Origin of the sequence: Aestuariirhabdus litorea (assembly GCF_003864255.1) — a bacterium.
Classification (GTDB): Bacteria; Pseudomonadota; Gammaproteobacteria; order Pseudomonadales; family Aestuariirhabdaceae; genus Aestuariirhabdus; species Aestuariirhabdus litorea.
Genome location: NZ_QWEZ01000001.1, coordinates 1,134,717 through 1,161,563 on the forward strand (window position 1 = coordinate 1,134,717; position 26,847 = coordinate 1,161,563).

General features: G+C 58.1%; 16 protein-coding genes, 1 tRNA gene and 2 pseudogenes. 12 read left to right on the forward strand and 7 right to left on the reverse strand.

Annotated elements, in window-relative coordinates; all coding sequences use genetic code 11:
- Nucleotides 1–78 precede the first annotated feature (78 nt).
- The 3 genes from D0544_RS05330 to D0544_RS05340 form a co-directional block, all read right to left on the reverse strand.
- Nucleotides 79–498, reverse strand: a complete 420-nt coding sequence (locus D0544_RS05330; RefSeq protein ID WP_125014961.1) for a CBS domain-containing protein — start codon at nucleotides 496–498, stop codon at nucleotides 79–81.
- A gap of 120 nt (nucleotides 499–618) precedes the next feature.
- Nucleotides 619–2,067, reverse strand: a complete 1,449-nt coding sequence (locus D0544_RS05335) for a dihydrolipoyl dehydrogenase (RefSeq protein ID WP_125014962.1) — start codon at nucleotides 2,065–2,067, stop codon at nucleotides 619–621.
- Between the two features lie 51 nt (nucleotides 2,068–2,118).
- Complete coding sequence (locus D0544_RS05340; RefSeq protein WP_125014963.1) at nucleotides 2,119–2,847, reverse strand: glutathione peroxidase; 729 nt, start codon at nucleotides 2,845–2,847, stop codon at nucleotides 2,119–2,121.
- A 202-nt stretch (nucleotides 2,848–3,049) separates the two neighbouring features.
- Here D0544_RS05340 and D0544_RS05345 point away from each other — a divergent pair, with 202 nt between their 5' ends.
- The 7 genes and pseudogenes from D0544_RS05345 to D0544_RS05375 all read left to right on the forward strand — a co-directional run bounded on the left by D0544_RS05345 (nucleotide 3,050) and on the right by D0544_RS05375 (nucleotide 10,990).
- Complete coding sequence (locus tag D0544_RS05345) at nucleotides 3,050–4,327, forward strand: efflux RND transporter periplasmic adaptor subunit (RefSeq protein ID WP_125014964.1); 1,278 nt, start codon at nucleotides 3,050–3,052, stop codon at nucleotides 4,325–4,327.
- Nucleotides 4,324–7,491 carry an efflux RND transporter permease subunit gene (locus D0544_RS05350; protein ID WP_125014965.1) on the forward strand — a complete coding sequence of 1,056 codons (3,168 nt, stop codon included), beginning with the start codon at nucleotides 4,324–4,326 and terminating at the stop codon, nucleotides 7,489–7,491. Before D0544_RS05345 ends, D0544_RS05350 begins: the two co-directional genes overlap by 4 nt.
- A complete protein-coding gene (cobB, locus tag D0544_RS05355; protein WP_125014966.1) occupies nucleotides 7,478–8,182 on the forward strand; it encodes a Sir2 family NAD+-dependent deacetylase in 705 nt (234 codons plus the stop codon). The genes D0544_RS05350 and cobB overlap by 14 nt, the downstream gene beginning before the upstream one ends.
- Nucleotides 8,183–8,328: 146 nt before the next feature.
- Nucleotides 8,329–8,416 (forward strand) — tRNA-Ser (locus D0544_RS05360).
- A 577-nt stretch (nucleotides 8,417–8,993) separates the two neighbouring features.
- On the forward strand, nucleotides 8,994–9,257 hold the full coding sequence (locus D0544_RS05365) for a hypothetical protein (RefSeq protein ID WP_125014967.1): 264 nt from the start codon (nucleotides 8,994–8,996) through the stop codon (nucleotides 9,255–9,257).
- Nucleotides 9,200–9,544, forward strand: a pseudogene (locus tag D0544_RS05370) (transposase); the annotation flags it as partial. The gene D0544_RS05365 and the pseudogene D0544_RS05370, both read left to right, overlap by 58 nt.
- A 480-nt stretch (nucleotides 9,545–10,024) precedes the next feature.
- Nucleotides 10,025–10,990 carry a sulfotransferase family protein gene (locus D0544_RS05375; protein WP_125014968.1) on the forward strand — a complete coding sequence of 322 codons (966 nt, stop codon included), beginning with the start codon at nucleotides 10,025–10,027 and terminating at the stop codon, nucleotides 10,988–10,990.
- A 178-nt stretch (nucleotides 10,991–11,168) separates the two neighbouring features.
- On the opposite strand, the pseudogene D0544_RS05380 reads toward D0544_RS05375, so the two are convergent.
- Nucleotides 11,169–12,123, reverse strand: a pseudogene (locus D0544_RS05380) (IS5 family transposase).
- A 218-nt stretch (nucleotides 12,124–12,341) separates the two neighbouring features.
- Here D0544_RS05380 and D0544_RS05385 point away from each other — a divergent pair.
- The 5 genes from D0544_RS05385 (at nucleotide 12,342) to ydiJ (ending at nucleotide 21,275) form a co-directional block, all read left to right on the forward strand.
- Nucleotides 12,342–13,526 (forward strand): thiamine pyrophosphate-dependent dehydrogenase E1 component subunit alpha, encoded by a 1,185-nt coding sequence (locus tag D0544_RS05385; protein WP_125014969.1) that lies wholly within the window; start codon nucleotides 12,342–12,344, stop codon nucleotides 13,524–13,526.
- Complete coding sequence (locus D0544_RS05390) at nucleotides 13,519–14,496, forward strand: alpha-ketoacid dehydrogenase subunit beta (RefSeq protein WP_125014970.1); 978 nt, start codon at nucleotides 13,519–13,521, stop codon at nucleotides 14,494–14,496. The genes D0544_RS05385 and D0544_RS05390 overlap by 8 nt, the downstream gene beginning before the upstream one ends.
- Before the next feature lie 12 nt (nucleotides 14,497–14,508).
- Nucleotides 14,509–16,107 carry a dihydrolipoyllysine-residue acetyltransferase gene (locus D0544_RS05395; RefSeq protein ID WP_125014971.1) on the forward strand — a complete coding sequence of 533 codons (1,599 nt, stop codon included), beginning with the start codon at nucleotides 14,509–14,511 and terminating at the stop codon, nucleotides 16,105–16,107.
- A gap of 31 nt (nucleotides 16,108–16,138) precedes the next feature.
- A complete protein-coding gene (locus D0544_RS05400; protein WP_125014972.1) occupies nucleotides 16,139–17,974 on the forward strand; it encodes a protein kinase domain-containing protein in 1,836 nt (611 codons plus the stop codon).
- Between the two features lie 253 nt (nucleotides 17,975–18,227).
- Nucleotides 18,228–21,275 carry a D-2-hydroxyglutarate dehydrogenase YdiJ gene (gene ydiJ / locus D0544_RS05405; RefSeq protein ID WP_125014973.1) on the forward strand — a complete coding sequence of 1,016 codons (3,048 nt, stop codon included), beginning with the start codon at nucleotides 18,228–18,230 and terminating at the stop codon, nucleotides 21,273–21,275.
- Between the two features lie 3 nt (nucleotides 21,276–21,278).
- Here the strand turns inward: ydiJ and D0544_RS05410 are convergent, their stop codons facing one another.
- The 3 genes from D0544_RS05410 to D0544_RS05420 form a co-directional block, all read right to left on the reverse strand.
- Complete coding sequence (locus D0544_RS05410; protein ID WP_125014974.1) at nucleotides 21,279–22,142, reverse strand: patatin-like phospholipase family protein; 864 nt, start codon at nucleotides 22,140–22,142, stop codon at nucleotides 21,279–21,281.
- Between the two features lie 83 nt (nucleotides 22,143–22,225).
- The gene (locus D0544_RS05415; protein WP_125014975.1) at nucleotides 22,226–24,448 is read right to left on the reverse strand and encodes a GGDEF/EAL domain-containing response regulator; all 2,223 of its coding nucleotides are present in this window, start codon (nucleotides 24,446–24,448) and stop codon (nucleotides 22,226–22,228) included.
- Nucleotides 24,445–26,727, reverse strand: a complete 2,283-nt coding sequence (locus D0544_RS05420; protein ID WP_125014976.1) for a PAS domain-containing sensor histidine kinase — start codon at nucleotides 26,725–26,727, stop codon at nucleotides 24,445–24,447. Before D0544_RS05420 ends, D0544_RS05415 begins: the two co-directional genes overlap by 4 nt.
- Nucleotides 26,728–26,847: the final 120 nt, after the last annotated feature.

A 26,847-nucleotide genomic window follows, 5' to 3' on the forward strand; every position in this document is an offset into this window, starting at 1 on the left:
TGTACGGGGTCTCCTCCATAGCAAAGGGCCGGCAATTGCCGGCCCTTTGCGTTAGGGTCCGAACGGGGCGGCACGCCTTTAAGAGGTGTGCCAGCAGCCTTTACCGTTCTCGTTGAGGGCGCGCAGGATATCGGAGCGGGTGATCAGCCCCATCAGCTCACCGTTATGAACCACCGGGTACAGCTTGGGTTTGTCCTCCAACATCTGGGTAGCCAGAAAGATAATGTCATCGTCGGGGGAGACGGTCAGCACATCGGAGCGCATGACCTCATTAACCCGCGCCTTTTGGTCGCAGTAGTAGGATTCGTTGAGGACCGCTCGGATGCAGTCTTGCTCGGAAACCCATCCAACCACCCTGTGTTGCTCGTCGACCACCGGCAAACCGGGAACGTGCTCCTTGGTTAATCGCTCAACCACCAACCCAAGATCGGTTCCGCAGGCGATCGGCGGATGGTTTCGGGTCATGTAGTCAGCGACTCGTATGGCAGGCCTAGTCATAGTTGCTTTTCCTTACTGTTATCGGCTTCCGTGAAGGCTCGGGCACTGTTATGCCCCTTCGTATTAAGTTTAGACCATTGCGCTAAAGCAGCAGGTCTCTCTCCCGGAGGTTGGCTCGAATCAGGCCCCCGGTCCGCAGTCGAGGCAGTGGGCCAGCATGGCCGGATCAATGTGCAGCTGGTGGTTCAGGTCGCGCAGGGCCGTGCGCACCCCCTCCTCAATTACAGGGTGGTAGAAGGGCATCTTGAGAATTTCGCTCACCGTCAAACGTTGTTGGATGCTCCAGGCCAGCAGGTGGGCAAGGTGCTCGGCCTGGGGGCCAATCATCTCCGCGCCCAGCAGAATGCCGCTGCCTTGCTCACCGTAGACCCTGAGCAGGCCGCGGTTTTTTAGCATCACCCGGCTTCGCCCCTGGCCCTCAAAGCTGACTTCGCCAATGGCGAAGCAGTTGCAGCTGCCGTAGCGTGCCTGCAGTTGGGCATAGCTTTGTCCCACCATCGCGATCTGCGGGTCACTGAAGACCACCGCAATGGGGGCGCGGCGCTCGCCTGCGCGTACATCCGGCCAGCGACCGGCGTTATCGCCGGCAATATTGCCCTCGTCGATTGCTTCGTGGAGCAGGGGGCGCTGGCTGTTGCTGTCGCCGGCGATAAAGATGGGCTGGTTTTCGCACTGCAGGCTGTAGGGGTCAACCTGGGGCAGGCCGCGGGCATCGAGGGCCAGGCCGGTGTTATGCAGGTCGAGGCTCTGCAGGTTGGGTACCCGTCCGGTGGCGACCAGCAGATAGTCAAAGTGTTCGGTGACCGTCTTCTGCTCTTTACGATAGCGCACAGAGACCCGTTCCCCATCACGATCAATCGACTCCACCTCTGAATCCACCTGCAGGGGGAACTCCGAGGCGAACTGGTTGATGGCGTAGGCTTTGACCTTGGGGTCGGTGAGGGCGGTGAGGGCACCGTCGCGGCCAAACATGTGCACGCGCACCCCGAGGCGGTGGAGCGCCTGGCCCAGCTCCAGACCGATCACGCCCGGGCCCAGCACGGCCACCGACTCGGGCAGGTCCTCCCATTCAAAAAGATCATCATTGACCAGCAGGCGGTCACCCAGTCCCTCAAGGCCTGGAGGGATGGCCGGGGTCGAGCCGCTGGCTATGACGACTCGGCTGGCCACAATACGGGTATGGTCATCGACCATCAGGGTGGTGTTGTCAATAAAGCGCGCGTAGCCCCGTATACGGTCTTCGCTGGGGATCTCCTCAACGGACTCGATGACGAAACCGACAAAGCGGTCGCGCTCGCGGCGCACCCGCTCCATCACCCGTTTGCCATCAATGGTCGGGGGCGAGACCGGGTCGATGCCAAAGGCGGCACTGGTCTGGTAGTGGTGGGCTGCCTCAGCAGCAGCAATCAACAATTTACTGGGCATGCAGCCTACCCGGGCACAGGTAGTGCCCCAGGGGCCCCCTTCGATCAGTAACACCCGGTCGGTATGTTTTTTGGCTGCTCTGTAGGCGTTTAGCCCCGCAGAGCCGCCGCCGATGACGGCAACGTCGGTAATGATCTCTCGCATTAGGTACTCCAGTTTGGCCCCCGCCGACGGCGGGGGCGGGCTAGTGAGGGCTTAGGCGAAGTGAGCTTCCAGCGCATCGGCACTACCGATCAGCTTGCCGCCGATAAAGACCTGGGGCACGGTGCCGGCTCCGGTTGCAGCACGCAGTGAGCGGGTGGTGATCTGGGCACCCAGCTCGATCACCTCAAAGGGGTAGCCCTTATCCTCCAGCAGCGCTTTAGCTCGCGCGCAGTGCGGGCAGCCCGGCTTCGTGAAAAGGGTGGCAAACTCCGGAGTGTTGGCATTGGGGTTGATGTAGTTGAGCATGGTGTCGGCATCGGAGACCTTGAAGGGGTCGCCGGGCTGGTTGGGCTCAATAAACATCTTTTCGATGATCCCGTCGCGGACCAGCATGGAATAGCGCCAGCTGCGTTTGCCAAAGCCCAGCTCGGCCTTGTTGACCAGCATGCCCATGCCTTCGCTGAAGTCGCCGTTGCCATCGGGAATAAAACGAATCTTTTCAGCGTGCTGAGCGGCCTTCCACTCGTTCATCACAAAGGTGTCGTTCACCGACAGGCAGATGATCTCGTCGATGCCGTTGGCGGCGAAGGTATCGGCCAGCTCATTGTAGCGGGGCAGGTGGGTTGAGCTGCAGGTTGGGGTAAAGGCGCCCGGCAGGGCGAACAGAATTACGCTCTTTCCCTTAAACAGCTGGTCGCTGGTGACCTCCCGCCACTCATTGTTTTCCCGCAGGGTAAAGTTGACCTGGGGGACGGGCTGGCCTTGGCGATCTTCAAACATGTTGTACTCCTCGGTGGGTTTTCGTTTAGGTGGAGTCATTATCACTAGTGAGGTTTGATTGTTGAAATTAAATAAACTACTTATCTTGATAGTTAAAAACTAATAAAGGGGCGGCTAACTCGGCGGCCCCTTTTCAGCAGGGGATCTTTGGGTATGATGGGTTGCTATAAGGACAGTCGTATCTATTACTGGATGAGATGCTATGAATGACACATCCGGGAGCCCTGTCTCCCCTTTGGCTCGTTGGGGCTGGCCCCTGGTGGTGGTGTTGGTGGCCGCGGCAGTGGTGGCGGCCCTCAAACTGGGGGAGAGTCGTAGCGAGCGTCAGCTGGCCACGGCCCCGCTGCCCCGTGTTGCCGTACAGGTGGCCGCCCCGGCCAGCTATCGTCCACAGATAGAGCTTTATGGCCGGGTCGAATCCCCCAGCCAGGTGGTGCTGAGCGCATCAATCGCCGCTTTTGTCGCCCAGGTGCCCGCTCGCGAGGGGGAGAGCGTCGAGCGCGGTGACCTGCTGGTTGCCCTCGACCCAAGGGATGCGGAGTTGGCGTTACAACAGGCGCAGGCGCAGTTGGCCGATGTACAGGCGCGTATCGATGCGGAAGCGACCCGCCACAAAACCGACCAGCAGCTTTTGCAGCGCGAGCGCCAGCTGTTGGAGATCGCTGAGCGCGGGGTTGAGCGGCAACGCTCGCTGCAAAGCCGTAACCTGAGCTCAAAAACCCAGCTGGATGAAGCGCTGCGTGCCGAGGCGCAGCAGGCGCTGGCGGTGACGCGTATCGAACTCAGCCTGGCCGATCACGACAATCGGCTGGCGCAGCTCAACGCCCAGCGTGACCGCTCAGCTGCCGCTGTTGGCCAGGCCCGGCTGGACCTGGCCCGCACCCAGGTCACGGCTCCCTTCGATGCGCGTATCCTGGCGGTGCCCGCCGCCGAGGGGGCGCGGGTCAAGTCCGGCGACCCTCTGGTTTCCCTGTTTGATGTGAGCCAGTTGGAGGTGCGCGCCCAGATTCCAGAACGCTACCTGCCTGAACTCCGCCGCAGCCTGCGCGCCGGCCAGCCGATCGGCGGCTATCTGGTACTGGATGACACACGTGTGGCGGTGCAGCTGGATCGCCTGGCCGCTTCAGTGTCGAGCGGTCGTGGGGGCGTTGATGCACTCTTTTCCCTCGATTCGGGGGACGCCCGCTTTATCGAGGTCGGTCGCACGGTGGTGATCGATATTGAGCTGCCGGCTCAGCCGGGGCTGGTCGCGGTGCCGGCTCAGGCGATCTACGATGACCGTCGCCTTTACCTGGTGGTACAGGACACACTCAAAGCGGTAGAGATTGATAAGGTGGGGGAGTGGCAGGATGCACGCGGAGAGTGGGTGCTGGTTCGAAGCCCTCAGCTGGCTGCAGGGCAGGCGATCATGACCACCCAGCTACCCGGGGCGCTCACTGGCCTTAAGGTCAGTCCCCAATCCAGCGAGCCGAGCCCATGAGCAGCGGTCAGAAAGCGCCGGCTCCGCGCGGCTTCATTGCCCTCTTTGCCAGCCACCGGGTGGCCTCCAACCTGCTGATGGGGTTGATGATACTGGCGGGGCTCTGGGCACTCGATCGCCTGAATACCCAGTTTTTCCCCGAGTTTGAAGTGGACCTGATCACCGTTAATGTGGTCTGGAGCGGAGCCAGCGCTGAGGATGTCGAACGGGCCATTACGGTTCCCATTGAGCGCGAACTCAAGGGGATTAACGGTATTGAGAAAAACTTTGCGACCTCCAGCTCGGGGATGAGCAGTTTTCGTCTTGAGGTGGATCCCGACACCGAGATCGGCCTGGTGCTCGATGATGTCAAGCAGGCGATCGATTCGGTCACCAACCTTCCGGAGGATGCGGAAGAACCGGTGGTGCAGAAATTGGCCCGCTACGAATCGGTAGCCAAGGTGCTGGTGACCGGAACCGATACCCTCGCCGAACTGGTACCGCTGGTTTATCGCATGGAGCGTGAGCTGCTGTCGCTGGGGATCCGCAAAGTGAACTTCACCGGTATGCCCGACGAGGAGATCGCGATTCAGATCGCTCCCGAGCAGCTGCACGATCTGGGGCTCACCCTGGAAGAGGTGGCTGCGCTGGTGCGGCAGCGTAGCCGCGACCTGCCCGCAGGTACGGCGGGTCGCAAGGAGGGCTCGCGCATGGTTCGCAGCCTCGGCCAGGAGCGCAGTGTCGGGGGCTTCGAATCGCTGCCCCTGCTGGCGCAGGAGAACGGTGTTCTCCTGCGCCTGGGGGACGTGGCCAGGATCGAACGCCGTCCCCAGGATGGCGAAAGCTACATCACCTACAAGGGAAAGCCCGCGATCCAGATGTCGCTGATGCGGGCGAAAAAGGATGACACCCTCAACTCCGCTCGGCTCATGAACCAGTGGCTGGAGCAGAAGCGGGCTGAACTGCCCTCATCCATTTCGCTGATCGTCTACGATGAGAGCTGGACCTACCTCAGGGATCGTATCAACCTGCTGCTGAAAAACGGCTTGGGTGGCCTGGTGCTGGTGATTGCGATCCTCTTCCTGTTTCTCAATGTACGGGTCGCCTGGTGGGTCACGGTGGGAATACCGGTCTCCTTCCTGGCGGCACTGGCGGTGCTTTACCTGACCGGGGGGAGCATCAACCTGATTAGCCTGTTCGGCATGATCATGACTCTGGGAATCATTGTCGACGATGCCATTGTGGTGGGGGAGAATACCCTGGCGCGATTGCAATCCGGTGACAATCCGCTGCACGCCTCCGTGAGCGGGGCACGGCGGATGCTGGCGCCCGTGGTCGCTTCCTCCATGACCACCATCGCGGCCTTTTTACCGCTGCTGATGATTGGTGGCAACATCGGTAATGTGCTGATCGATATACCGACGGTTGTGATCTGCGTGATCATCGCCTCCCTGGTGGAGTGCCTGTTGATTTTGCCAGGCCACCTGCGCCATAGCCTCAAACACCAGGGGGAACCGGGGCCCTGGCGGCAGGGTTTTGATGCGGCTTTTGACCGTTTTCGTGAACAGCGCTTCAGGCGTTGGGTTCGGCTTTTTATTGCCTACCGTACCACCACCATCACCGCGGCTCTGGCCCTCTTTGTTGTCAGCTTGTCGTTGGTGGCCACGGGCTGGATCAAATTTACCTTCTTTCCCACCATCGACAGCACCGTAGTGAACGCCAGTGTGCAGTTCAGTGTGGGTACCTCCGATACCGAGGTGAACCGCTTCCTTTCGTACCTTGAGGAGACGCTTTTTGAGACCGATGCGGAGCTGGGCGGGGGGCTGGTGGTCCACGCCATCTCGCTGCACAAACAGGGGCTGATTAACGATTTCAGTGGCCTTTTCGACAGTGGCGACGAATACGGCGCCCTCAAGGTGGAGATCGTTTCTGCGGATCAGCGGACACTGACCAACCAACAGATCATTGATGCCTGGCGCTCCCGGATTCAGCTACCGCCGGGGATCGAGAAGTTTTCCATCGCCCAGCAGCAGGCAGGACCTCCCGGCAAGCCGGTCGAGATCAAGCTGGTGGGCGGTCATGTCGACACCCTCAAGGAGGCCTCCCTGATTCTGCAGAGGGCGCTGCTGGAGTACCGCGGAGTGAGCAACGTCGACGACGACCTGCCCTACGGGCGGGAGCAGATCATCTACCGCCTCAAGCCCGCTGCGCAGGCGCTGGGGTTAACCCTCCAGGGGGTAGGGCGTCAGCTTCGCTCTGCGCTAGATGGCCAGCTGGTGCAGGTGTTTCACGATGCCAATGCCGAGGTCGAGGTGCGGGTGGTACTGCCGGACGTTGATCGTGATTACCTGAACCGCCTGCGCCAGATGCCCTTTATCATGCCCAACGGGCAGACCGAGTTGCTCGATAACGTGGTGGAGTTCGTCAGCCGCCAGGGGATCGATAGCCTAAACCGCGTGGATGGCGAGCTGGCGGTACTGGTGACCGCCGATGTGGATGAGACGTCGGGCAACGCCGATGAGATCATCAGCCAGTTGCAGGAGACCACCTTTGTGGAGCTGCAGGACCATTTCGGGGTCCGTATCGAGTTTGAGGGGCGCAGTGCTGAGCAGCGCGAAACCATTGCCGACATGCTCCGGGGGCTGGTGTTGGCGTTATTGCTGATCTATATCATCCTGGCCTGGGTCTTCTCCTCCTATTCCTGGCCCTTTGCCGTTATGCTGGCGATCCCCTTCGGCGTAACCGGGGCGATACTGGGGCATCTGGTGATGGGACTGGATATGACCATTCTCTCCCTGTTCGGGGTGTTTGGCCTGACCGGTATTGTGATCAACGACTCCATTGTACTGATCAGTTTTTACCATGAGTTGCGCGAGCAGGGGTGGACCATTTCTGAGGCGATCGTTGAGGCTGCCTGCAAGCGCTTGCGCGCGGTCCTGCTGACTTCATTGACCACTATTGCGGGGTTGACCCCCATTCTGTTCGAGACCTCGTTGCAGGCACAGTTCCTGATCCCGATGGCGACCTCGATTGTGTTTGGCCTGGCCTTCGGCACCCTGCTGGTGCTGTTGGTGATACCCGCGCAGCTGATAGTGATCGAAAGCCTGACGGCAAAGTTGCGCACCCACCGCCATTTGCGACATAGCCCGATGTTGGCTCAGGAGGGATCCCATGAAACCCTTTAGATCGATCGTGGTGCTGACCGGGGCGGGCATCTCCGCCGAGTCAGGGATACGGACCTTTCGCGCAACCGACGGACTGTGGGAAGACCACCGCATTGAGGAGGTGGCGACCCCTGAGGGATTTGCTGCCAACCCGCACCGGGTACAGAACTTTTACAACCAACGCCGCCAACAGCTGCTGAGCGGGGAGGTGCATCCGAATGCCGCTCATCGGGCGCTGGCCGACTTCGAGGCCCGCTTCGAGGGGGAGTTCCTGCTGGTTACCCAGAACGTAGACAACCTCCACGAGCGGGCAGGGAGCCGGTCGCTTTTGCATATGCATGGCGAGCTGCTTAAGGCCCGCTGCCAGCGTAGCGGTTGGGTGCGCGAGCAAACCACGGCACTCGACGTGGATGAGTGTTGTGAGTGCTGTGGTGAACCGGGCAACCTTCGCCCCCATATTGTCTGGTTCAACGAGATGCCGCTTCATATGGAACAGATCTATGGGGCGTTAGCGCGCTGCGACCTCTTTGTGGCGATCGGAACCTCCGGCCATGTCTATCCGGCCGCCGGCTTTTTTGATGAGGCGAGGCTCCACGGGGCGCACACGGTCGAACTCAACCTGGAGCCCTCCAAGCAGGCCAGTCGTTTTGCCGAGCAGCGGACAGGGCTTGCCAGTCAGCTGGTGCCCGATTTTTTTGCTTCGCTACGGTAGGATCCAGCGTCCCTCTAAACGCCTTAGATTAAAAAATAACCGTTCGCGCAGCTTGTATCGCTTACGGTTTGCCTTTGGGTGGGAGTTGGTATAGAGTAGCGCCCGCTGTTGCAGGAGAGGCTTGTTCAATTCTGCAACCGCCTGTTGGTGAGGTGTCCGAGTGGTCGAAGGAGCACGCCTGGAAAGTGTGTATACGGCAACGTATCGAGGGTTCAAATCCCTCCCTCACCGCCATCTATAAAATGCCCGGCTTTTAGCCGGGCATTTTTGTTTGTGGCGCTGCGCCGCGATACCCCCCACCCTCGTTAAACGATTCCGCTGGGAGCTGTCACTCATCTGCGGCTCACCGCCACCAGCGCGATCACTCCCTTGCCGTTCATCTATCCATTGTCGCCCTCCCTGGGCGTAAACAGAATCGCTTTGATGTGGGCTAATCCCCCTTAAGAGGGCCGGAGCAGGGTGTTGACTGCCTATTTTTCTGGAAGGGTAGAGCCGCTTTAGGCCGGGCGCTTGGTCTCATGCCGCTTCTGGTCGATGATCGCAGCCAGATAGCATGGCTCTGTTCGCCTTAGTCAATCGACGGGTTGAAATCCCGGTCACCCTTTGCCTTTTCTTCCCCCTCAGCCAGGTTGCCGCGCGGCCAGTCTCAAGTTCCCCAGGGGGCTTAGAGCGTGTTCCGGACTCAGGTTTACGTTTACGTAAAAGTAGAGTACAAAGAACTCAGGTCCCTACCGGTACCGACTATTCTTACGAAAGCGCAGCCCCCAAAAGGGGCTGGGTCGCAACTGTCTAAAACAATAATGAGGCAGCTATGAGTACTTTCAACCCCGAACAGGTCGTACACCGACCTGAGTTCATCCGTGGTGATGAACTGAGCATTCCCACCCTATGCCTGGTTCAACAGGATGGCACCCCCTATGACGGGGCTGAGCTGCCTGTGCTGGAGCAGGCCAAAGCCCTTCGAATCTATCAGGCCATGGTACGCACACGCGTGCTGGATGAGCGTATGTTGGCAGCACAGCGCCAGGGATGGGTGTGGGTAATGCCCAGGCGTTTAGTGGCGGTCGAGAGATGACGGCTTGGATGGGGCTTGTACCGAGACAGTACAGTACCGGCGGCAAGCCCCGATTGTTGGGCATCAGCAAGCGCGGTAACAAACGACTGCGCTGCCTGTTTGTCTACGGTGCGCGGGCGGTTTTATCGCGCCTGCACAGGGGCGAAGGGCCTTTTCATGCATGGTTGCGAAAGCTTCGAGCCAGCAAGCCGTTTAATGTGGCGGTGGTAGCGCTGGCCAACAAGCTGGCGCGCATCGCCTGGGCGATATTGACCAGTATGCAGCCATTTGATGCGAAACGAGTTTAACGAGGTTTGCAGTAGGTGTTGTTGATGATGAAAGCGGGTCAACCGCCCGGATAGAAAACCTGGCACAAAAAACAGCCATAACAGGCTTTCGGCTTTTTGAGGACTATCCGGCGCGGATACTCATCGTGGAGCGGCAGGCGAGCCTGCCAACGAGACTCCGAATACATTAGCGCAGACCACCCTCGTCATCGCACATAGCTATTGCAATAACGAGGGGAACCATACATTTTTGTTTGAGGTGACCCGTCCTGAAATAGTGTCAACCTATATCAGGACAAGACATGGGTGAGACAAACGAGGCAGTCTGAGCCCGACCCTTGTGTCAGACTTGTTTTACCCCTCTTTGTATGACCTTCTGGTGCTAGACTATACTGCGAAGCCTCAGGATTCATTGAGCGGTTTTTGAGCCCTGTGCTTTCTGCTTGATTGATGACCCTGTCTAGCCTGCCCTTTTAGCGAGGGCTGCTTTTGGAGTACAGCATGAAGAACGACTCCCGGCCTGTCTTTATCGTTGGTGCTCCGCGATCTGGGACCACGCTGCTTCAGTATATGTTGAGGTCGCATCCTAACCTTTCTCTGCCTACCGGCGAGTCCCACTTTTTCATACCTCTGTTCACGCATGCTGAGCGTTGGGGCGATCTTGCCCAGGCCGGTCAGGTGAAGGCGTTATTAGCCGAGATGTACCGGCGCAGTGCAGAATTTCTGGACACCGATCTTCACGGCCTCAGGTTCGATATCGACTCCCTGAGCGATGAGATCGTTACTCAGGGATTGGTCACCGTTCCCGATATCATCGACTTTATCTATACCAAGAATGCCAAGGGGGAGGGCAAGCAGCGCTGGGGTGATAAGACACCTTACTATGTGTTTCACATGCCGACGATTTTGCAGATGTTTCCCGGGGCGCAATTTGTTCACCTAATCCGTGATGGACGTGATTGCGCTCTGTCGTTGATCGATCGCAAAGACGATTTTGGGGTTTACAACCTGCATTTCGCCGGCCGTTATTGGAAAGAGTATGTTGATCGCGGGCGAGAGTCGGGGGCTCAGTTGCCTGATGGTAGCTATCTTGAGGTCAAGTATGAAGAACTCATCAGCCAACCGAAGTTGTCAGTTGCTAAGATTCTGGCCTTTTTGGGGGAGCAGTATCATACCGATGTGATTGAGTTTCGAAAGTCGTCACTTGCCCCTGAGGAAAGTAAAACCCCTCTTCTGTCACGCTCCATTGATGCCGCCAACAAGGAAAAGTGGAGACTGAAGATGAGCCCTTGGGGTATTCGTTTATTTGAAAGTGCTGCGGGCAGAACTCTGACCGCCAGCGGTTACGCCCTTGAGACCAGCGAGCATGAGTTGCCGCTGCCGATTCGAGCCTGCTACCGCCTGCATAATCAGGCGGTGCGCCGGTTACGGCGTTACTGGCGTGCCTGGCAAACGAGAGCATTATAACCTTGGCAGATTATTTTCATGTAGCAAAAGAGCTAGGAAACCTGCGAACAAGTTCCAATTTCATGACCGCCCAACCTGACAACGGTTTAACGACCGTTTTCCGGTTATAACCGGCCCAGTTGAGCTCTTTTCCCTCTGTCTGGGAGACCGTTTTCCAGTCTCCAGACGGAGTTACCCCTTAAAAGCGCACTCGACTACATACCCTGACTACGTTTGCCAAGGCAAACAGGATCGAGAGCTTGTTATCGCTTTTCTTCAAGCCACGATAGCGGGTTTTCCTGACACCAAACTGACATTTGATCACCTGAAAAGCGTGCTCGACCGGTGCTCGCAGGCTGGATTTTTAGTATTCCATCTCCAGCTCATGTTTGTTGATTCTAGGATGCTTGCGCAGTGCCTTTACTTTCGACGGTATCTGCGCGATCTGCCATTCGAAATCTTTTCCCCTTGACCCTATACGGCCATCAACCCCTCGATAGCTAGAGTCAGCGTACACATATTTTTTTGTGCTATGAAGAAGGAGCTGTGCTTGGGTCACGTCATTGACGTTGGCCGCTGTGGTTTTAACGCTGTGTTCCAGTTCAGAGATCAAATCAGCACCAATGTTGGCCTTCATGCCAAAATACCACTGGTTGCCTTTACGAGTCTGGTGCATCTCCGGGTCGCGCTCACCTGTACGATTTTTAACGGAGCTGGAAGCGTCAATGATAGTGGCGTCCATCAGTGTGCCTTCGCGCAACAACACGCCGGCCTTCTCAAGCCATTGATTGATTTCTTCGAGAATTTTTCGACCCAGCTGGTGACGTTCAAGCAGGTGCCGGAACTTCATGATGGTGGTGTGGTTCGGGATCGGCTTGTTAAGTGACATGCGAGCAAAGAGTCGCATGCTGGCGATATCATAGAGAGCGTCTTCAGCGGCCGTTATACCACTGTTGGAGAAAATGAATCCTCAGTATGGTCTCCAACGGGTAGGGGCGGCGACCGTTACCCGCTTTAGGGTAATAGGGCTCAATCACGGCCTCCAAGCGCTCCCAGGGGATGATCAGCTGCATACGCTCAAGGAAAATCTCTTTGCGTGTTTTGCGGTGCTTCTTTTGAAACTCACTGTCGCCGAAGGTCAGTTGATGGGCCATGCAGCTGAATCCAATGCCGAGGAAAGGTATGAGCTATTGTCTCATGGTTAGGGACTTGTTCGAAGGATCCCTAGTATGCGCGTTAAGTGCTACGTTTACGTTTACGTAAAAGTAGAGTACAAAGAACTCAGGTCCCTACCGGTACCGACTATTCTTACGAAAGCGCAGCCCCCAAAAGGGGCTGGGTCGCAACTGTCTAAAACAATAATGAGGCAGCTATGAGTACTTTCAACCCCGAACAGGTCGTACACCGACCTGAGTTCATCCGTGGTGATGAACTGAGCATTCCCACCCTATGCCTGGTTCAACAGGATGGCACCCCCTATGACGGGGCCGAGCTGCCTGTGCTGGAGCAGGCCAAAGCCCTTCGAATTTATCAGGCCATGGTACGCACACGCGTGCTGGATGAGCGTATGTTGGCAGCACAGCGCCAGGGTCGCCTCAGCTTTTATATGCAGTCCACCGGCGAAGAGGCAACCACGGTGGGATTCGCCGCAGCGCTCGAAGATGATGACATGATCATGGCCCAGTACCGCGAGCAGGGGGCTTTGGTTTACCGCGGTTTCAGCCTCGATGAGTTCATGAACCAGCTGTTCAGTAATGAACTCGATTACGGCAAGGGGCGGCAGATGCCGATTCACTATGGCTCTGCCAAGCTGCACTACATGACCATCTCTTCTCCGCTGGCGACTCAGATCCCGCAGGCAACCGGCTATGCCTATGGGCAAAAGCTGGCCGGTTACAAGCGCTGCACGGTGGCGGTTTTTGGTGAAGGGGCCGCTTCCGAGGGGGACTTCCATGCCGCACTGAACATGGCGGCCGTTTTAAAAGTACCGGTCATTTTCCTGTGCCGAAATAATGGCTATGCCATCTCCACCCCATCGAGCGAGCAGTTTGCCGCTGATGGCATTGCGCCGCGGGCCCTGGGTTATCGAATGCATGCCATCCGTGTCGATGGCAATGACTTACTGGCGGTCTACGGGGCGATGATGGAGGCCCGCAAGCTGGCGGTGGAGCGCAATGAGCCGGTACTGGTAGAGACCATGAGCTACCGTCTGGCGGCTCACTCCTCTTCTGACGATCCCTCGGGCTATCGTTCCAAAAAGGAGGAGGCCAAGTGGCGGGAAAAGGACCCCTTATCCCGTTTCCGTAACTGGCTGGTTGCGCAGCAGTGGTGGAGCCTGGAACAGGATGAAAAGTTGTTTGCCGATGAGCGTGAGCAGGTCCTGCGCACCCTGAAGGAGGCGGAGCACCGCCCCGTGTGTCGACTGGATGAGTTGATCACCGATGTTTATGATGAACCGACCCCTCAGTTGAAGCAGCAGCTGGAAGCGCTCAAGGCCCATATCCGCAAGTACCCTGATGCCTATCCGAAAACGGCGGGGAGGCTGGACCATGGTTAAGATGAACCTGTTGCAGGCGATCAACAACGCACTGGATATCGCCATGGCCGAGAACGATCGGGTGATCTGCTTTGGCGAGGATGTGGGTAGTTTTGGCGGTGTGTTCCGCGCTACCAGTCACCTGCAAGAACGCTACGGTCGGGAGCGTTGCTTTAATACTCCTCTGGTGGAGCAGGGGATCATCGGCTTCGCTAACGGTCTGGCGGCCCAGGGCTCAGTACCCGTAGCCGAGATCCAGTTTGCCGATTACATTTTTCCCGCCTTTGACCAGATCGTGAATGAGTCGGCCAAGTTTCGTTATCGCTCCGGTAACCTGTTCAATGTGGGCGGCTTGACCATCCGCACCCCCTACGGCGGTGGTATTGCCGGTGGCCTGTACCATTCCCAGTCACCGGAGGCTTACTTTGCCCATACACCGGGCCTCAAAATTGTGGTCCCCCGCAATCCCCATCAAGCCAAAGGGTTGCTGTTGGCGGCCATTCGCGACCCCAATCCCGTGATCTTTTTTGAGCCCAAGCGGATCTACCGGGCCTCGGTTGGCCTGGTGCCCGAGGAGGACTACCAGCTACCGCTGGGAGTGGCCGAAGTGGTGCGCGAGGGAAGTGATATCACCCTCCTGGCCTGGGGCGCGCAGATGGAGATGGTTGAGAAGGCGGCCGAGATGGCCGAGCACCAGGGAGTATCCTGCGAGCTGATCGACCTGCGCACCATCGCCCCCTGGGACGTTGAAACCGTGGCCGCATCGGTCAAGAAAACAGGGCGCCTGCTGATTACCCATGAGGCACCGCTGACCGGCGGCTTCGCCGGCGAGATCGCGGCCACCATCCAGCAACACTGTTTCCTGCACCTGGAGTCGCCCATCGCCCGGGTAACAGGGCTTGATACACCCTATCCACTGGCGCATGAAAAAGAGTACCTGCCGGATCACCTGAAGGTGTTCGAGGCGCTGATGGCCAGTGTTCACTTTTAGGGGGGAGTTCCGATGAAACAGGATTTTATATTGCCCGATATTGGCGAGGGCATCGTTGAATGTGAGCTGGTCGAGTGGCTGGTTGCCGAGGGTGATCGCATCGAGGAGGACCAGCCTGTGGCCGATGTGATGACCGATAAGGCGCTGGTGCAGATACCGGCCCCCTTTGCCGGCCGTATCACCAAACTCTATTACCGACAGGGGGAGACCGCCAAGGTCCATGCACCGCTGTTTGAAGTGGAGATCGATGGCAAGGCGGTAGCAGCGGAACCCGAGGCGGCTCCCGCCTCCTTAGCACCCACCGGGTGTCCTGCGGTAGAGGGCTCCGGGGACGCCGACGATAGCGCCGAAGAGGCGTTTATTCTGCCTGATATCGGTGAAGGGATTGTCGAGTGCGAGGTGGTTGAGTGGCTGGTGACCGAGGGGGAACGGGTTGAGGAGGACCAGCCCGTGGTTGACCTGATGACCGACAAGGCCCTAGTACAGATTCCCGCCCACAAGGCCGGTGTGATTACCCGCCTGCACTACCAGCAGGGCGAGGTGGCTCGGGTTCATTCGCCGCTCTTTTCGTTGCGGGTAGAAAACAAGCCTGCAACCGCTAAGCCGCCGGCCGCCGCCGGCACCGTCTCGACTCAGGCTGCAACCCCGGCGGCGTCCCCATCGCCGCCATCTCAGAGCCCTAGAGTTGGAGGCGGGAAAGCCCTGGCCAGCCCCGCGGTACGCCGTATTGCCCGCGAACATCAGTTGGATCTCTCCCGAATCGAGGGCAGTGGCCGTGACGGCCGGGTGTTGAAGGAGGACCTGCTGCGCCACCTGGGTGAACTCCCCCCTTCAGTGCCCGAGCGGGTGGTGGCAGCCCAGGCGGATTCGGCGATGGCCAAAGTGAAAGCCGAAGCCGGGGAGGCGCAGGTACGGGTTGAGCCGATCCGGGGTGTGCGAGCCGCCATGGCTCGGCAGATGACCCTGGCGGCCTCGACCATCCCCCATTTCACCTACGGTGATGAGTTTGATGTTACCGAGCTGCTGGCGGTACGGGAGCAGCTTAAACCGCGGGCCGAAGCACAGGGGGTGCGATTGACCCTGATGCCTTTCATCATGAAGGCGCTGGCCATGGCGGTGGCTCAGTACCCGATTCTTAACAGTCGGGTTAACGCCGACTGCACCGAAATCAGTTATCTGCCCCACTGCAATATCGGCATGGCGGTGGACTCGAAAGTGGGGCTGCTGGTGCCCAACATCAAACGGGTCGAAAGTCTCAACCTGCTGCAGATCGCCGCCGAAGTTCAGCGCATTACCGAGGCGGCCCGGGAGGGCAGGGTGTCGCAAAAGGATCTGCAGGGGGGGACGATCAGTATCTCCAATATCGGAGCCCTGGGGGGAACCTACGCGGTACCGGTGATCAATGCACCCGAGGTGGCGATTGTTGCGCTGGGTAAAACGCGCCGCCTGCCACGCTTCAATGAGGCCGGTGAGGTGGTGGCCCGATCGCTGATGAACGTGAGTTGGTCAGGCGATCACCGTGTGATCGACGGCGGTACCATTGCTCGCTTCAGTGCGCTTTGGCAGTCCTACCTGGAGCACCCCTCCAGTATGCTCCTGGAGCTCAGTTGATGGCGTTCTGTGTTGACGCTCGCGAGGCCCGATGAGCAAGCCGGACCTGCAGCGCTTTTACATTCCGGAAGAGCAGTCGATCTACCTGCTCAGCCAGAATGATGTCCGCAAGCTGAAAAACTGGGTCAGCCTGTGCCAGGCCCAGCTGGAACAGCTGGGCTACCGGCAGATCGAGCTGATCGGTAAAGGCGCGTTTGGGTTTGTGTTTGGCGGTGTCGACCCGGACCGGCGCCCACTGGTCTTCAAATTCTCACGCATCACACTGCCCCAGCACGTTCAGGACCGCCTCGAGGAGGAGTCCTACATGCTGGGGCAGGTATCACACCCCAACGTGCCCCGCCTGATCGCATTCCAGCGAATTCGCCGGCAGGCGATTTTGGTGATGGAACGAGCGCCCGGCATCGATCTTGAGCAACTGTCGTTGCAGGAGGGGCGGCTCTCGCCTCGACGCATCCTGGATTTTGCACGCCAGCTGCACGCAATCCTGGCGGGGTTGCGCGGAGAGGCGGTCAGTAGTGGCCGCCTGGTCGTGCACGGAGACATCAAGCCCTCCAATATCATGTTTGACCCCCAAAGCGAACGCCTGGCGCTCATCGACTGGGGCTCCTCGGTGTTTGCCCAGCTCGACGAGAAGCAGCAGTACGTCTCCCATAATGTGATGGAGCTGATGTCGGGAGACCTGCACAACAGCAATGCACGGCTGGGGGATGTCTACTTTATCGGCCCGGAGCAGTTGACGGGAGCACTGTCGAGCCCACGCTTCGATGAGCAGGGGCTAGCCGCGACCCTCTATGCGCTGGCTTCGGGTCAGTCGTGCCGTTTTGGTTACCGCGCCATTCCGCCCACGGCGCTGGGGCTGCCGGTCGAATTTGCCCGTGTGCTGACGGCGATGCTCGATGGTGACAGCGCTCAACGCGCCAAGGCGGGTGATTACTTCATGCGTAATATGCCGGCGATGGCGCGTACCCTGGTGGTTGACCTGCCGGCCGACAGTGAACCTCACCTGATTCCGATCTGGGTGCACCACCGCGAGCATGAGATCGATACCGTCGTCTACAGCTCCCGCAAGGCGTTTTTGAAGGAGGAGGGGGCTGAGGCGGTGGTCAGGGATATCGACGATGTGCAGTTTGACCGGTACTACAAAAACTTCCTGCAGGGGATGGGGGAGACGGAGAAAGCGTTTCTGGCGGCTGTAGGCCGATTGGGAAAATATCCGGTGGTAGGCGGGCTTGCGGTGCGCTGGGAGGCGGATGGGGTTTATATCGACTCCTCCCTCAACCTGCATGACGAGCGTTTCAGGGAGTCCTTCAGTGTCTCGGTCAATAACATGGTGACCCTGGCGCGTTCGATCTACCGACGCGGGGTGTTCAAGAGCTGCCTGTTCGATGCTCGCCGGACCCTGCACATCGACCGGGATTCGATCCATGATCCCTTTGTGCCCGATGCCGGTATGTCCATCCCCTACGAGGTGGTCGCTGCACCGACACCGGAGCTTGAGGATGGGAGCCGGGAACACTCCTACTTTGAGGACGGTAAGGACCCGGAAGAAAACCTGGTGTTGCCGCGGGAGATTGTAATGCGGATCGCACGCCTTAACCGCATTTACCATACCGGGCTGATCATCTTTGAAAGCCTGGAAACCCACCTTAAGGTGCACAGCTATTTCAAGCTGTTGGATCCGTCGCAGGAGGAACTGTTCAGGCGGTACCTGCACGAGATTCTGCAAGCGGTTCCCCGCATCTCAGGACTGGGGATCTCCGGCTTTATGAAAATGCCCTACAAGGATACCCGCCAGTTTACCCACATCGACCGCCTGCCTGAGCGTTTTTACCCCCGGGACCCCCGTGCAGAGGCGGCGCGCCACTAGGCGCGCTCAAGAGTCTGCCGTCAGGCGCTGAGGCGAAAACGTTTCACCAGCGCCTGCAATTTCGAGGAAAGGGCTGCCAGATTGGCGCTGGACTCGTGCCGGCTGCTGGTAAGACCGTTGGTGTGACCGTAATCCCCCCTCACAGCCATCCTTCGATGTGTGCAAACTGATGAGAGCAAGATTTGAGTTATCCCTTAGTTTGCCGCATTATTGCCGGTCCCATTATGGTGGATACCAAGCCGGCAGGACCCCGATGATCCCACGTATTGCAGAGATCAACGATACACAGCAGCACTACCTCGATTTTATTAACACCCTTAAATCCCGTGGGTTTGAAGGCGACCTTAGTGCCGATTATGCCAACCGGGTAGTGCTCTCTACCGACAACAGTATCTACCAGATTCTTCCCCAGGGTGTGCTCTACCCAAGGGGCATTGAGGATCTGGTGCGGATCGCCAGCCTCAGTAATGAACCCGCCTTCCGGGATATAGTGCTGAGTCCCCGTGGGGGTGGCACAGGTACCAATGGTCAGTCTCTCAGTGATGGCTTACTGGTGGATATCTCCCGCCATATGAACCAGATTCTAGAGATCAATGCCGAGGAACGGTGGGCCAGGGTGCAAACCGGCGTCGTTAAGGATCAGCTCAACGCGGCCCTCAAGCCCTACGGCCTCTTTTTCGCCCCCGAACTCTCCACCAGCAACCGCGCCACCATTGGCGGCATGATCAACACCGACGCCAGCGGCCAGGGCTCCTGCCTTTACGGGAAGACCCGGGACCATGTGCTGGCGCTGAAATCGGTATTGCTGGACGGTTCGGTATTGGAGTCGACGCCGCTCTCTGCAGGGGAGTATGAGGCTCAGGTTGCCGGCAATAGCCTGGCGAGCACGCTGTGCCAGCAGGTCAACGACCTCCACCAGGATAACCTCGAGCTGATTGCCGAGCGCTTCCCCGCGCTGAACCGTTGCCTGACCGGCTACGATCTGGCTCATGTGCGTACTGAGGCGGGGCTATTCGACCTCAACTCCATTCTTTGTGGCTCCGAGGGGACCCTGGCCCTGATTGCCGAAGCCAAGCTGAACCTGTTGTCGATCCCCAAGTGCGCTGCATTGGTCAACCTCTGCTATGAGAGCTTTAACGATGCCCTGAGGGATGCCCAGCAGCTGATGGGAGCCCAACCCACCTCGATCGAAACCGTGGACTCCAGGGTGCTGGGGTTGGCCATGGAGGACATAGTGTGGGAGTCGGTGAGCGAGTTTTTCCCCAGCCAGCCCGGCCGCACCGTTCAGGGTATCAACCTGGTGGAGTACACGGCCGACTCCGAACAGGAGCTGCAACAAAAGGTGAAGGTGCTGGAGGAGCGGCTGGCCGAGGTCATGGGGCAGCCCGGGAAAGCGTTCTCCTATACCCTGGCCTGGGGGCAGGAGGCGACCAAACGGATCTGGGCCATGCGTAAAAAATCGGTGGGCCTTTTAGGCAATACCGAGGGGGAAAAGCGTCCCATACCCTTCGTGGAGGATACCGCGGTTCCGCCGGAAAACCTGGCGGATTTCATCATTGAGTTTCGTGAGCTACTGGACCAGCGTAACCTGCAATACGGCATGTTCGGTCACGTTGATGCCGGCGTGCTGCATGTGCGCCCGGCGATCGATATGAAAGATCCCCAGCAGGAGCGATTGATCCGTGAGGTGACCGATGGTGTGGTGGCGCTGACGCGCAAATACAAAGGGTTGCTGTGGGGCGAACACGGTAAGGGACTGCGTTCCGAGTATGCGCCTGAGCTGTTTGGCCCTGAGCTCTACCGGGTCATGCGGAAGATTAAGGGCGCTTTTGATCCGCGCAACCAGCTCAATCCCGGCAAGATCTGCACCCCGATCGGGGTGGATGCAGAGTTGATCCGTATCGACGAGGCTCCCACCCGTGGTCAGTACGACCGCCAGATCGACTCACCGGCCCGTGAGCAGTTTTCGGCGGCCATGTACTGCAATGGCAATGGCGCCTGCTATAACTATGACCCCAACGATGCCATGTGTCCCTCCTGGAAGGGGACCCGGGATCGGACCCAGTCCCCCAAGGGGCGGGCCTCCCTTATTCGGGAGTGGGTGCGTTTGATGCAACAGCGCAAGGTAGACCTGCCTGTGCAGGCGCGGCAGCAGCGTAGCGGCGGCTTTATGCGCAGCTTGCCCGCTCGCACCCTCAACACCCTTGCCAAGCGACGCGGCGAATACGATTTTTCCCACGAGGTGCATGACACCATGATGGGCTGCCTGGCCTGCAAGAGTTGCGTGGGGCAGTGCCCGATAAAAGTAAATGTTCCTCAGTTCCGCTCCAGGTTTCTGGAGCTTTATTACGGTCGTTACCTGAGGCCTCTCAAGGATTACTTTGTGGGTGCGCTGGAGTTTATGATTCCGGCGCTGAGCCGTTTTCCTGCGCCCTACAACTGGGCGATGAGTAATTCGCTGATGCAGGGACTGATGAAAAAAACCACCGGCATGGTGGACAGTCCTGCCATCTGTACCCATAGCCTGCGCCTGGGCCTCAAGGATCGGGGTAAATCCTTTGCGACCCTCGAACGGCTTGCAGGGCTGGATGAACAAACCCGCCAGCGGACGGTGGTGCTGGTGCAGGATGCCTTCACCAGCTATTTTGAAACACCGCTGGTGCTTGATCTGCTTGACCTGCTGTCTGAACTCGGATTTAACGTGGAGGTGGCTCCCTTTTTCCCCAACGGTAAGCCGCTGCACGTCCATGGCTTTCTCGGCACCTTTGAAAAAGTGGCGCGTGATAGCGCCCGCACACTCAATGGAATCGAGGGGCTGGGGTTACCCCTGGTGGGCGTTGACCCCTCCATGACCCTGACCTACCGCCAGGAGTATGCTGAAATCATGGATCGCTGGCCACACGTCCAGCTGCTGCAGGAGTGGCTTGCGGATCAACATGAGCAGCTGGCCGCGCAGCAGCCTGTGCACCGAGGGCGTTTCAAATTAATGGCCCACTGCAGTGAACGCACCTCAGCGGCGCCGTCGATTAAAGCCTGGCAAACGGTGTTTACTGCCCTGGGACAGGAGCTGGATATCCTTGCGTTGGGCTGCTGTGGCATGGCCGGTACCTACGGTCATGAAGCGAACAATGTAGCGACCTCAAAGGCAATCTACGCTCAAAGCTGGAAGCAGGCGGTCGAAGCTCATCCAGCTGAGCAGTTGCTTGTGACGGGCTACTCCTGCCGCAGCCAGGTGAAGCGTACCGATCAGGTGCAGCTACTCCACCCCGCTCAGGCACTACTGGCGCTTCTGCGTCACTAGCCCTTAGGGGCGAACGGCAGATTGCCCCCGTGCGCCCTGGGTTTCCAGACTCAGGGTTTTTTGGGGTACCACATCCAGGGTGGTTTTGTAGCCCATCTCATACAGCCTAAGCTTGTCCTCCCGACTGAGGCGAAACTCCACGGGGGAGTAATGCTCTGTATCGACAATGATGGTGGAGTGCCAGAAGGCGTCGTTGATGTACTCGCGAGAGAGGGTGGTCATGAAGGTACGGATCAGCATCGACATGTATTCTTTGATTGGGATCAGGCTGTGTTTCTGCGTCTTTGGCGCGGCTGAGCTGCGCATACGAAAGCAGAGAACCGGCGTGCCATCATCGGCCCAGTCCCGATGCAAGGCGTCTTCTGAAAGGATGCTGCCATCGACCAGAACATGCTCCTGAAAATGTTGGAAGCTGAAGATCAATGGGATTGAGATCGAGAAGCGTACGGCTCTCGATACCGCAAGATCGGGGCTGGTGATGCGGTTAAAAATCACCGGCTTGCTGGAGGCAACATCGGTGGCGACTATGTGCAGGTCGAGGGGCAGGTCACGGAACCGTATGCCCTTTAACTCATCATCGAGCCAGTGTTCAAACGCTTTGCCGGAAGAGAGTCCGCCCGCCTTGACCAGGCTTACCAGCGACTGGCCGCGAAAGCGCTGGAAGTCGATGTCCAGGGCCAGTTGTTTGATCTCCTGTAGAGGGCGTCCACTGGCGTAGAGCGAGGAGACAATGCTGCCGCCGGAAACCCCAACCAGGTGTGAAAAACCAACGCCCAGCTCTTGCAGTCCCTGCAGTATGCCGACATGGGCAGGCAGACGGGTACCACCGCCGGCCAGAATAGGGACTATAGGTCTGTAGGCACTCATCTTCACCCCCGCTATTGATTTCAGTGTAAGTGCAGGGGGAGGGGGCATTATACCAATCGGCGATTAATGGCCGGGGCCCTGTCTCAGCCAGGTACCTTAAAGCTCAGGATCTCCTTGGCAGGTAGTGGTTTGGCGTAGTAGTAGCCCTGCGCTTCATCGCAACCGAGCTTTTTTAGTACCGCTTCGTGAGCCGGGGTCTCCACCCCTTCGGCCAATACACTCAGTTTTAGCTCATGGCCCATGGCCACAATCATCGCCGCGATACTGGCGTCTTCTGCCCGTGAGTCGATATTTTCGATAAAGGCACGGTCAATCTTCAGGCGATCCAGCGGCAGGCTCTGCAGATAGCTGAGGGAGGAGTAGCCGGTACCGAAATCGTCGATAGCGATCTGGATACCGGCCTCGCGTAGCTGATTGAGCTTGTGGCTGAGCACACGGGAGTCTGACATGATGATGGACTCGGTGAGTTCAAGCTCGAGGTCGGAAGGGGTGATCCCGGTTTGCTGCACGGTGGTGATCACCGATTCGACAAAGTTGGGCTCCTGAAACTGGCGCATGGAAACGTTGACTGCCATGCGAATGGGGCCGGTGGCTGTCTGTTTCCAGGCCACCTGCTGAAGGCAGGCGTGGTTCAGTACCCAGAGGCCGATCTGAACAATCAGGCCGGAGTCCTCGGCGGCGGGTATAAAGTCAGTGGGATACACCTGGGTACCATCGGGTTTGCACCAGCGGATCAGGGCTTCCACTCCCTCCAGGCGACCGCTGGAGAGGTTGACCTGAGGTTGGAAAAGGAGGTAAAGCTCATCGTTATCGATGGCCGAGCGTAGCTCGTTGATGGTCTCCAGGCGGGTGCGCAGTTTGAGTGTCATCTCTTCGCTAAAAAGCGTATAACCGCCGCGGTGTTTACGTTTGCTGTGTTTCAGTGCAATGCCGGCTTCGCGAAACAGCAGTTCGGCACTCACTCCATCTCTGGGAGCGCGACTGACCCCGAGAGAAAGGCTGATGGGGATATGATTTTTCTCGATGGTAACCGGCTCGATAAACTTGCCCAGGATCGATTCCAGCACCTGTTCCACCTGTTGTTCTGAGCGGTAGGGGACAATCAGGCCGAACAGGTCTCCCCCAAGGCGAGCGAGGATCTCGTTGGTAGGACAGCAGCTGTTGAGCATGCGCCCGATCGTTCTCAGGGTTTCGTTACCAATGTCCCCCCCCAGGCCGTCGTTGACCGCCTGAAAGTTATCGATGTCCGCGATGATGATCATGAATTGCTGGCTTGAGTGCAGCAGTTTGTCCTCGATTCGCTTGAGAAAGGAGACGCGGTTGGGCAGGTTGGTGAGCTGATCCTTGAAGGCCAGAGACTCGATCCGCTCAAACATTTGTGCATTATCAAAACCGATGGTGATGTTGATGCAGAACACCTCCAGCAGCTGGCGGTCGATATCCTGCAGAGGGGTGCGGGTCGAGATATGAACCGCAATTTCGTCCCGGGAGGGGAGCTGGAGATAAAGAACGGTTCGGTCGTCTAGGTAGAGGGACTGCTTCTGTTGCAGAACCAGCTCGATATCCTTGCTCAATTGAGAGTTGCCAACTGTGCCCAGGGGCTGGCCTACCAGCTCTGAGTATTGGCCTGCGGCGGCCAAAATATTCATCCGGCTCAGGTGGAGCAGCGTGTTGGTATGGGCACAGATGACGCCCTCGGCCTGGATATGCAGCAGGCTGCAGATCTGTGTCAGTACCCCTGAGGCAAACTGTTTGACGGCACGATAGGCAAAGAGGTCGGAGGATGACTGAACGATCATCTCCAACCCTTCACGACCCGCCTCAATGGTGCGAATCTGTTGGTAGCAACGTAGGGCCGAGGTGAGCGCGGTAAAGAGACGGGTTTGAGTCAGCTCGGATTTAGCCTTGTAGTCGTTGATATCGTAACGCTGGATGACCTCCACTTCTGGCGCGTATCCGGGCTGCCCGGTGCGGAGGATGATACGCACCGCATGGTTGTGCATCTCTTCACGAATCACCGGAATCAACTTCAGTCCGGCGTCTTCCGACTCCATCACTACATCAAGGAAAATACAGGCGAGGTCCGGCTCGCTTTCGATGATGCTGCGGGCTTCCCGGGCCGTATAGGCACTTATGATCTTGAGGGGCCGATCGCTAAAGCTGAAATCGGCAAGCGCAAATCGGGTAGCCTGGTGCATCTGCTGCTCGTCATCCACTACCAGAATCTTCCAGGGGGGATTGCCGTTACCGGTCGGGGCGGGTTCGCCCTCGTCCATAAAAACAAGCAGATCGTCGTTGGCTGTCATAGATGGTCCCGGCTATTGGTAACAGGGGCTGTTAACGGAAGCCTGAGCTCGAACAGGGTCCCCCCGCCGAGCTTGCTGGTAACGTTAATGGTGCCCCCTAGGATATTGTTCGTAATATTGTAGACGATGTTCATGCCTAAACCGGTACCCCCATCGCCCATACGCGTGGTGTAAAAAGGGTCAAAAATCCGCGTCAATTGCTCTTCGCTCATGCCGCAGCCACTGTCCTTAAACAGGATTCGGGCTGCTTGATGTTCGTCATCCCGGTAAGCCGTGACCTGAATCGTACCCTGCTTAATACCTTCAAAGGCGTGTATCAGCGCATTGTTGACCAGGTTGGTAATGATCTGCCCGAGGGGGCCGGGGTAGCTATCCATGACAATGTCCGGATCGATCTGTTCGATCACTTTATGCCGGGTGTGTTTGAGCTTGGGGCTCAGGGTCGACATCACTTCGCTGACTACAGTGAGGAGGTTGAACCTGCGGCGTTGAGAGCTGGTCTGGTCCGCCGCCACCTGCTTGAAATCCTGGATCAGGTGGGCGGCATTACTCAGGGAGCTGTTAAGAAGAACCGTGGCCTCGTCCACTTCACGGATAAATTGCTCAAAGTCGGATTTTCGCAGTGCCCCTGATTCGGTGGCCTCCTTGATTCGCTTCAGGCGGTCACCGAGGGAGGAGGCGACGGTGACGCCAATGCCAACCGGGGTGTTTATTTCGTGGGCGATGCCCGCTACCAGACTACCCAGGGAGGCGAGTTTCTCAGACTGGATCAGGCTGCTCTGTGTGATGCGAAGCTCGTTTAGCATTTGCTCTGCATGGTCGCGGGCCTGGCGGAGCTGAATTTGCGCCTTGACGCGCTCGGTGATATCCGTCATCGCCCAGATGTTACGGTCGGTCAGCTGCAGTAGGCGTGCTTCGACGGGAATATAATAGCCGCTTTTGTCGCCTACCTGGGCTTCGATAGGGCCGACCACCTGGCCTGAAGTGGATGCCAGGCTGGCCAGGTCCTGCAACGCACCGGGTAACACCTGGCTACCTGGCAGGGGGCGGCTTTGCGCCAGCCAGTCGGAGTAGCTGTCAATATCGGACAACTCATAGCCAAACAGCCGGGTAAACTCGGTGTTCACCATCTCCAGTTCCTGATCGCTATTGGTGACTGCCAGAGCGAAGGGAAGGTTTTTGATGGTGGTTTCGAATCGCTCGGCTGACTTGGCAATTTCCCGCTCTGCGTGTTTATGGCTGGTGATGTCAGTAAGGGTGAAAACTCCTCGTGTTTCTAGTGAGAAGTAGCGAATCTCGGTAGTACGGGTACGGCCTAGAGTGTCCTTTATCTCCCTGACAAGGGGGTCTGTCTGGCGACCTGTTTTATTGGCATGGGCAATGTGAATGCCCATCAGGGCTATGCTCTCTTCCCGGTAGACCTCGTCAGGAAAGGCCTGCAGGCACCAGGTGTCGATCGTTTCTTGATCCCAGTCGCTATAGCTGAACTGTTGCTCGAATGCATCATTAGTGGCGATGACCTCGTGACTGCTGTTCACCAGAATGAGGGCGAAGGGCAGGCTCTGGATGGTGGTTTCAAACTCGCGGGAGGCTTGCAGTATTGCGCGCTCAGACTCCTGCTGGCTGACCAGGCCAGAGTTGTATTCCCGAATTAGCTGTCCGAGCTCATCATCGCTGCTGCAGTCGACGACTTGTCTGACGCCGGTCCGGCGAAAAGCCTTGATCGATTCTGATACTTCGCTGATCGGGCGCAAGATGGTGGCCCTGAACCCCCAGAAAATACCGATACTGAGGGCTGTCAGCATAAGGAGAATCTGGCCACCGAGGATGATGGCGCTCTGAAACAGGGTGTGGGTGTCTGCGCTAATATCGAGAGCGAGGCGCAGCTCACCTAACCGGTGCTGACCCTGGAGATCGTTGAAAATGATTGGCTGCAGCAGCGTGACCGTGTTGGGTTGCGGTGAGCAGTTACCATAGGTCGGGTAATCCTCAAAGCCAAGCACATTGACCAGCTCGAGGCAGGTTAGCCGTTGCTCGGCTTTGATGGTTTCCAGAATGGCCAGTACCGAGGACTCCTCGAGGTTCCAGAGTGGGCGGGAGAGAAGTTCGGCATCTCTGACAGCGAGGCTCTGGGCATAGCCGCGGTTGTTCTCTTCCAGCAGGCGTGCCTGATTAAGAAGGACAAAGCCTAAAAAAAACAGGCCGACGAGGATGGAGGGGGGGAGCGCTAGCAACAAGAACTTAACAGACAGCGGGCGGCTGTTGTACCAGCGCATCATGGATGGGTTCCCTTTCTATCGATCACAGCAGACGATGGTGTGACTATGGCAATGATCAACCCCCCTGTAAATATCAGTGTTGCATTGCACCGGGAAATTAGCGACAATTCGCGGCGCTTG

Excerpts from the sequence above, each read along its gene's own strand:
- D0544_RS05330 (WP_125014961.1), bottom strand. The coding sequence starts at position 498 with ATGACTAGGCCTGCCATACGAGTCGCTGACTACATGACCCGAAACCAT.
- D0544_RS05335 (WP_125014962.1), bottom strand. The coding sequence starts at position 2,067 with ATGCGAGAGATCATTACCGACGTTGCCGTCATCGGCGGCGGCTCTGCG.
- D0544_RS05340 (WP_125014963.1), bottom strand. The coding sequence starts at position 2,847 with ATGTTTGAAGATCGCCAAGGCCAGCCCGTCCCCCAGGTCAACTTTACC.
- D0544_RS05345 (WP_125014964.1), top strand. The coding sequence starts at position 3,050 with ATGAATGACACATCCGGGAGCCCTGTCTCCCCTTTGGCTCGTTGGGGC.
- D0544_RS05350 (WP_125014965.1), top strand. The coding sequence starts at position 4,324 with ATGAGCAGCGGTCAGAAAGCGCCGGCTCCGCGCGGCTTCATTGCCCTC.
- cobB (WP_125014966.1), top strand. The coding sequence starts at position 7,478 with ATGAAACCCTTTAGATCGATCGTGGTGCTGACCGGGGCGGGCATCTCC.
- D0544_RS05365 (WP_125014967.1), top strand. The coding sequence starts at position 8,994 with ATGAGTACTTTCAACCCCGAACAGGTCGTACACCGACCTGAGTTCATC.
- D0544_RS05375 (WP_125014968.1), top strand. The coding sequence starts at position 10,025 with ATGAAGAACGACTCCCGGCCTGTCTTTATCGTTGGTGCTCCGCGATCT.
- D0544_RS05385 (WP_125014969.1), top strand. The coding sequence starts at position 12,342 with ATGAGTACTTTCAACCCCGAACAGGTCGTACACCGACCTGAGTTCATC.
- D0544_RS05390 (WP_125014970.1), top strand. The coding sequence starts at position 13,519 with ATGGTTAAGATGAACCTGTTGCAGGCGATCAACAACGCACTGGATATC.
- D0544_RS05395 (WP_125014971.1), top strand. The coding sequence starts at position 14,509 with ATGAAACAGGATTTTATATTGCCCGATATTGGCGAGGGCATCGTTGAA.
- D0544_RS05400 (WP_125014972.1), top strand. The coding sequence starts at position 16,139 with ATGAGCAAGCCGGACCTGCAGCGCTTTTACATTCCGGAAGAGCAGTCG.
- ydiJ (WP_125014973.1), top strand. The coding sequence starts at position 18,228 with ATGATCCCACGTATTGCAGAGATCAACGATACACAGCAGCACTACCTC.
- D0544_RS05410 (WP_125014974.1), bottom strand. The coding sequence starts at position 22,142 with ATGAGTGCCTACAGACCTATAGTCCCTATTCTGGCCGGCGGTGGTACC.
- D0544_RS05415 (WP_125014975.1), bottom strand. The coding sequence starts at position 24,448 with ATGACAGCCAACGACGATCTGCTTGTTTTTATGGACGAGGGCGAACCC.
- D0544_RS05420 (WP_125014976.1), bottom strand. The coding sequence starts at position 26,727 with ATGATGCGCTGGTACAACAGCCGCCCGCTGTCTGTTAAGTTCTTGTTG.